The sequence below is a fragment of the Mesorhizobium sp. WSM4814 genome (assembly GCF_055811595.1).
In genome coordinates, this window is record NZ_JBVVQT010000019.1 from 128,579 (window position 1) to 135,435 (window position 6,857).

The window sequence follows — 6,857 nt, forward strand, 5'->3', positions numbered from 1 at the left end:
TCCGGAAGCAAACCGCTGCTGCCGTCGCCTGGACGCGTTCGTGCTCAGCCTGCCCGGAACGCGAGGCTCCGCCTCATCAGTTGGATGCTGAGCGCCAGGTCTCCGCTTCCGATGAACCAGGGAGACAGTATCCGGGACGATCTCAGTCCGCGATAGAGCAGATAGGGAAGTCCGAGCGACAGGGCAATCAGCGCCAACTCGGAAGACATTCCGAAGTCCCGCAGCGTGAAATGAACGAACTGATGGACGAACATGATCACCAGGGAGGCTGCGCCGATTTCCGCCAACGGAGCGATGCGCAAGCTCGGCATCGCCATGAAGCGGACGAGGCCGAGGATAAAGGTCGAGATCGCCATGAAGCGGACGAGGCCGAGGATAAAGGTCGAGATCGCCAATGCAACGAGCAGGCCGAGAAGCGGGGGGCCGAAGATGGCGTTCTTCATGCTGAAGGTAAAGTCGGACCCCGACCGCGCCGCCGCGAGCGCAACCCCGGCAACCGCCACGACAAACACCGCCGACCACAGCGCGCTCATGCCGCGTTCGCGCAGGAAATGTCCGAACCAGAATGCGCCGATCGCGAGCGGCACGTTCGTCAGAGCCAGCGGCGCGCGCACCTCCTGCCAGTAGGCCTGGATTGAATAGGCGAGGCCGACGGATGCGCCGACGAAGATCAGCATTCCGGGATCGGTCGGTCCGCTGGTCCTGATCGCGACCTCGTTGTAGACGAGTTGCGTGGCGACGAGGCAGGTGACGAACCAGAACACGCCGAGTTCGCGCGTCAGGTGCCGTCCGCCCAGCAGCGCGTCGGTGATGAGTTCCCTGATCTGCCAGGGCGCCGGGGTGTCGCCGCGCAAAAAGTCCACAACGAGCACGCTCGCCATGATCGCGCCGAGAAACATCACATAGGGAATGAGCAGGCCCTGGACGCGCTTCCGGAAAAGCGCCTTCCTCTCCGTCACGGCAAAAAGGTAGCCGGATATGATGAAGAAGAACGGCATGAAGAACAGCGATGCCGTAAAGTAAATCGGGTGCGCCCATCGCCAGGTGCTGTGGTCGAGGACGTGGGCCATGACGACGAGGGTGATTCCCAAGCCCTTGGCAGTGTCCAGCCAGGTCTCACGTATGGGCAGGTTCAACTTCAGCGTTTCCTGGATACGGCTTATCGGCCGGCCCGGTCCTTCGGTTTCGATGGCGATTGTGCATTGCATTATACTGTGTGGCAAGTGCGAATTGGCTCGGAGGTCCGCATTGCCGGTTGCCGCCGATGCAATGTCGCAAAAGTCGGCGAAATTCAGCATTCCGCTTGATTTTCCGCCGATCTTCACTCATTGTTGCGTTGCACAATAACAGGCTGGTGCCGACTATGGCAGCTCAAGCGATAGGAAACCTTGGCCGGCACGGGCTGCCGTTCTTGCAGCCAGCCGGCTGTTGAAATCGATCGCGCTTTGACCAAGGATCGACCAGGTCCGATTCAAGCAGCAAAGGACCAAGATGCTTCGCGACTTGTCCGCCTACAAGAAAATGTTGATGCTCGGCATTGTCGGGCTGGTGCTCGTCGCCATCCTCGACGCCTTCAGCAATCTGCCCGTCGTCTCCGGCTGCGCATTCTACGGCAATTGCGCGATCGATAGCTCCGTAGAAGCACCAATCGGGCACAGTCAGGATCCGACGCTGCAATGAAGCCCCCCGGCAAGACGGCGCTTATCGTCTATGACGGCGACTGCATCTTCTGCCAGAGCTATGTCCGCTTTGCCCGGCTGCGCGACGCGGTCGGTCCTGTCGAGCTGCTCGACGCGCGCTCCGGCGACCCGCGCGTTGTCGAGTTTCAGCACCAGGGCTTCGACCTGAACGAGGGCATGCTCTTCGTTTTCGAGGATCGCGTCTACCACGGCGAGGAGGCCATCAATCTCATGGCGATCCTCAGTTCCTCTTCGACGCTTTTCGGCTGGCTCAACCGCAGGATTCTCTCAAACAGGACGGCCGCGCGGCTGATCTATCCGGCGCTCAAGCTCGGACGCCGGGCCACCCTGAGGCTTCGCGGCCGCTCGCTGATCCCTGCCGACCTCGAACGGCGCTAAAGCATGTCACAAAAGCATGCCCTCGGGCCCTGACCCGAGGGTGCGCAGCGGTTTTGCGACAACGACATGAACTTAAAGCGCCGCGTGTCCCTTGCAATCGCGACGCGCTCGGGCAGTTCCCGGCGAAATGGATGGCCAGACTGCCCGGCGACATCTACCAGTTTCCGTGAGAGCGGCGCTCAGTGGGTGCAGGACTTCGGCCGCGAGAAATCCACCAGCTTGAACACAAGCAACTTGCGTTCGAGGAGGCTGGGCATTTCGCCTGCGAAGGTCGACGCGTTGGCGCGGGTAATCGTCTCACCATCCTTCACGTAAGTCACCCAAGCCTCGGGCTTCCGGCGCAGTTGTTTCTTCACATCGAGGAGGACGTGGTAATTGCCCGCCCGCGACTGGCGGACGAGATGGGGCTCGGACGAATCAACGATCTTCACCACCTCGTTCTGATAGTTGAACATGTATGGTGGCTTGGGAAAGAGCAGATGGTTGGTCTGGCCGGCCTCGGTGTGCAGATTGCTGAACATGTTGATGGAACTCTCCGTCTTGAGCCCGACATAGGGTGACAGGCAGGAGAGGAAGAACAAGCCCGGCACCAAATAGACCCAGAGCGGCTGGCGCGGCGAGGAGACGGTCCGGCAAGGCAGGTTCTGCAGGGCCACATGGGACAGCACGACCATCGCCGCGCCGCCCACTACCGCCCAAATGAGGATCCAGACGGAGTGGACCATCATGTCGAAGGAGCGCCCGGGAAAAGCATAGGTGAGCGCAATGACGAGAGTGACCGCGACCAGCATCACGGCCGCGCCCGGCAGCAAGATCCCGATCCGGCCGAACGTCTCGCGCAGCGGATTGGTAAACTCCAGCGAGGTGCGATAGAGCGCCTCGCTGGCGGGCGTGGGGATGCTCAGCACATACAGCGCGAACACCAGGCTGGAAAAGTCCATGTACCAGGAATAGGCCGAGATCGGGATCACGTAATGGAAGACGAGCGCGAGGATGAACCCCACGGCGAAATAGCGCTTCCAGTAGAGGGACACGATCGCAATCGCCTCAATGACGAAGGTGGCGAAGATCGCAAGATACCGGCCAAACAGATTGTCCTCGAGGCCGAACGGACGAGCCAGCGGAGCGTAGAGGCCCACCGCGCAACTCACGGAAGGATCGAGGAAATCGGTGTTGATCTTGTGGAAGATGCCGTAGAAATACATGATGGCGAGCAGCGCCCGGGCGACGATCCGGATCTGTTGATAAAGCTCCATCCGGGCCAGCGCGGCGCCGCGGCCGGCGGCCCGCAGATAGAGCACTGCCACACTGAGCAGGATAGCCCCGTTCATCACCGCCGTGATCGTCTTGTTGTTCGAAGCGACCGGCATGCGCAGCGCGTACAGCACAAGCGATACCATCACGAGCCCGATCAAGAACTCGGTTCGCCGCGGGTACAGCAGGAGTAGCAGGCTGAACAGGACGACCGACCAGCTCAGAGCGGCAAACAGCGGCCCCTTGTAGCCAAGCATGGAGTAGATATCACCGGCGATACTGAAGATCGCCGCCATTGCCCAGAACGGGGCAAATGCGGTCAACCCGTCAAATGTATCGTCCCATCCTCTGACTTTCGTGATCTTGCTGCGACCAACGTTCCATATCGGTGTCGCGCTTGAATACTGCTGCTGCCCAATAAACACCAGTTAGCCCCCGCTGCCCTATGTTGCACTGCAACATCAGCACGAGCGCAGAGTAAGAGTCAATCCGCCATCGTCGGTAGCTCCTGCTGCCGAGCATCAGCCATTGGGAGAGGTACGGCGGACCCAAAGCGGGATGCGTTTAATTTGAACTGGCCGTCCGCTCCATTTGTTTCGCCCGCCACTGCATGTCGCCTAAGGCATGCCCTCGGGCCTGACCCGAGGGCGCGCAGCAGTATCAGGACAACGACATGTCAAGACAACGACATGTTGGAAAACAAGAACTTGAAGCGGCGCATTAATCCTGCGGATGCGCCGCGCTTCGCCGACTAACGCTGCTTTGCCGTTCTGGGAAATTCCACCACGTCAGCGGGCGGACGCTTGTACTGGGCTGCGACAATTGCATCGATCAGGATGTCCAGGGCGGCGCGCGCCGCGCTGCTCGTCTCGTCATCGCCGCGCAAATAGTGACAGGCTCGTTCAAGATGGAGGTGGGCTGCGGCAAAGTCACTGGTCATGGATTCTCCTTTTGCCCGCCGCTGGACAACGATGGCCCATTTCGATTTACCCAAAGGCGAAGATCCACAGCAGGATTTGAATCAAATATGGCGGGTTAACCAGATCTTCAGCATCGCGAGGTGACCTTGCGGCTGCGGACATGTGTTGAGTTCCGCCTCAGGCAACAGACCCGCTCCGGAGACCGGGGCGGGTTTTTGCTTGGATTGCCGAACGCCTGCCCAAGCTTACACGCTCCGCTACCGCGGCGGAGCCGACCTAGCGTCAAGCAGCGAAGCGGCCCACCGCAAAGGGCGCGAGGCAGGCAGGATCGCCGCGTCCGGCAATCAGGTCGGCGACCAAGCGGGCGGTGATCGGCGCCAGGGTGAGGCCGAGATGACCATGGCCGAAGGCATGGATCACCCTGGGGCTGCCACGTGACTGACCGATGACGGGCCGGGAATCGGGCAGCGACGGCCGGAACCCGAGCCATTCGGATGAGGGCCGGCCCAGTGAGGGGAAGAACTGTCTGACACCGCGATCCAAAAGCGCCAGCCGGCGCGGATTTGCCGGCGCTGCAAGCCCGCCGAGCTCGACGGTTCCGGCGACACGCAGCCGGCCGGCCATCGGCGTCATGTAAAAGCCGAGATCGACGGGACAGACCGGACGATTGAGCAAAGGCGCTTCGGTCGGGAATTCGAGATGATAGCCGCGTTCGGTCTCGAGCGGGATGCTGTCGCCGGTCTGCATGGCCAACGCCCGCGATTGCGCACCCGCGGCGATCACCACCGTGTTCGCCTTAACGCGAAGGCCGCAACCGCTGAGCCTGACACCGTCCGCCTCGATCTGCAGCCCTGATATAGCAGCCTGCGCCACCGACACGCCGCGGGCGGTTGCGGCATCGAGCAGCCGCCGCATCAGCGTCTTTGGATCGGTGACATTCATCGAATCCGGGAAGTACAGTCCGCGGGCCCCGGTCGTGGGCAGGCTCGGCTCCAGCACGGCCACCTCTGCCGGCGTCAGAACCTCCTGATGCACGCCAAACCCGGCGCGCAGCGCCCTGCCACCGGCCGCCCTGGCGAAACCGCTCTCGCGACGATACAGGTAGAGGCAGCCGTTGCGGCGCAGCAGGTCGGCCATATCGGCCTCTTTCGCCATCTCCTCCCATGCCGGCAGGGCCTCAGCCAGAAGGCCGGCCAGCGCCAGCGCATTGGCACGGGTGGCTGCCGGAAGCGACTGCCGCACGAAGCGGACCAGCCAGGGCGCAAGCTGGAAAAACGCCGGCCAGCGCAAGGCGAATGGGCTGGCAGGATCGAGGAGCAGTTTTGGCAATTGGCGCAGCAGGGCCGGGTTGCCGACCGGCATGCTGGCATATTCGGCGAGCGTTCCGGCGTTGCCAAACGAGGCGCCGGAGCCAGGCTCGTTGGGATCGATGAGCAGCACCTCGCGCCCCTCGGCCGCAAGCCGAAGTGCCGTTGCCAGCCCGACAATGCCGGCGCCAACGATGGCGATTTCGACGGTTTCCGCTGCTGCCACGACCGTATCTTCTTGTTTGACCATGATCTTTTCCGAAAACCGGCCCCCACTTTTCGGGATCATGGTCTAGACGAAGCCAGGCAGTTGCAGATGCCCGGCCGCGAGCAGTTCGGCCATGGTGTTCAGCGCGGTGCGCAGATCGTCGAGCGAGCGCGCGGCGCCGACATTGATGCGCACCCCGTGCTGCACCGGCTCGCGCCCGACCGCGAAGGCATCGCCGGGAAGAACGGCAACGCCACGTTCCAGGCAGGTGCGAGCGAAACCCGCGCCGCGCCACGGCTCCGGCAGGCGCAGCCAGGCATGCGTCGAGGTGGCGTGGCTCTGGACATCGTAGCGGCCGAGGATTTCGGTGAGGATGGCCTGGCGCTGGCGAAGCTCCTGCTTCTGGGCTTCGATGATACGCGCCGCCGAGCCCTCTTCTATCAGCCGTGCGCCGATCAGCGCGGTCAGAGGGCTGATGCTCCAGCAGTTTATGCGCAAAGCCGCAGCGACCTGGCCGGCTATGGCGCGTGGCGCGATCACAAAACCGAGGCGCAGTCCCGGGGCAAGGCATTTCGACAAGGCGCCGATGTGAACCGTCAATTCGGGCTCGAGGCTGGCAAGCGACGGCGGCGGATTGTCCGCCAGCGGCCGATAGACGTCATCCTCGATGATAAGGACGTTATGGCGACGGGCGACAGTCACCAGCTCGTGCCGGCGCTCCTCGCCCAGCGTAATGGTGGTCGGGTTGTGCAGGGTCGGCACCAGGAAGACCGCGCGCGGGCGCAACTGCACGCAGGCCGCCTCGAACGCGTCGGCCCGCATGCCGCCACGGTCCATGGCGATGCCTCTGAGATCGAGCCCATGCACCCGGCACAGTGCATTGATGCCCTGATAGGTCACTTCGTCGGCGAGCACGACCTCGCCCTGCCTGGTCACCGCGCCAAGCACGCAATCCAGCCCATGCTGGGCGCCCGCCGCCAGCACCACCCGACCGGGATCGCCGGCGCCGGCGACCGGCTGCATCCACTCGGCGATCGCCGCCCTCGCCCACAGCGGCCCCTCGGGCGGGTGATAGTCCTGAAGCGTAGCG

7 protein-coding genes are annotated in these 6,857 nt (G+C 62.9%); 2 read left to right on the forward strand and 5 right to left on the reverse strand.

Annotation, left to right across the window (positions count from 1 at the left end; all coding sequences use genetic code 11):
- Positions 1-44: 44 nt before the first annotated feature.
- Positions 45-1,136 carry an acyltransferase family protein gene (locus AC0L2V_RS24555; RefSeq protein ID WP_473521446.1) on the reverse strand — a complete coding sequence of 364 codons (1,092 nt, stop codon included), beginning with the start codon at positions 1,134-1,136 and terminating at the stop codon, positions 45-47.
- A gap of 355 nt (positions 1,137-1,491) precedes the next feature.
- Here AC0L2V_RS24555 and AC0L2V_RS24560 point away from each other — a divergent pair, with 355 nt between their 5' ends.
- Both AC0L2V_RS24560 and AC0L2V_RS24565 read left to right on the forward strand, forming a co-directional pair.
- Complete coding sequence (locus tag AC0L2V_RS24560; RefSeq protein WP_091599270.1) at positions 1,492-1,680, forward strand: hypothetical protein; 189 nt, start codon at positions 1,492-1,494, stop codon at positions 1,678-1,680.
- Positions 1,677-2,078 (forward strand): DCC1-like thiol-disulfide oxidoreductase family protein, encoded by a 402-nt coding sequence (locus tag AC0L2V_RS24565; RefSeq protein WP_473510513.1) that lies wholly within the window; start codon positions 1,677-1,679, stop codon positions 2,076-2,078. The genes AC0L2V_RS24560 and AC0L2V_RS24565 overlap by 4 nt, the downstream gene beginning before the upstream one ends.
- A 179-nt stretch (positions 2,079-2,257) precedes the next feature.
- On the opposite strand, the gene AC0L2V_RS24570 is transcribed toward AC0L2V_RS24565, so the two are convergent.
- The 4 genes from AC0L2V_RS24570 to AC0L2V_RS24585 form a co-directional block, all read right to left on the reverse strand.
- A complete protein-coding gene (locus AC0L2V_RS24570) occupies positions 2,258-3,757 on the reverse strand; it encodes a thiol-disulfide oxidoreductase (RefSeq protein WP_473510511.1) in 1,500 nt (499 codons plus the stop codon).
- 326 nt (positions 3,758-4,083) lie between these two features.
- A complete protein-coding gene (locus AC0L2V_RS24575) occupies positions 4,084-4,272 on the reverse strand; it encodes a hypothetical protein (RefSeq protein ID WP_023799140.1) in 189 nt (62 codons plus the stop codon).
- A 262-nt stretch (positions 4,273-4,534) separates the two neighbouring features.
- Positions 4,535-5,809 carry an NAD(P)/FAD-dependent oxidoreductase gene (locus AC0L2V_RS24580; protein WP_473521447.1) on the reverse strand — a complete coding sequence of 425 codons (1,275 nt, stop codon included), beginning with the start codon at positions 5,807-5,809 and terminating at the stop codon, positions 4,535-4,537.
- 42 nt (positions 5,810-5,851) lie between these two features.
- Positions 5,852-6,857 (reverse strand): aminotransferase-like domain-containing protein (locus tag AC0L2V_RS24585; protein ID WP_473521448.1); only part of this gene is annotated, 1,006 nt, incomplete at its 5' end.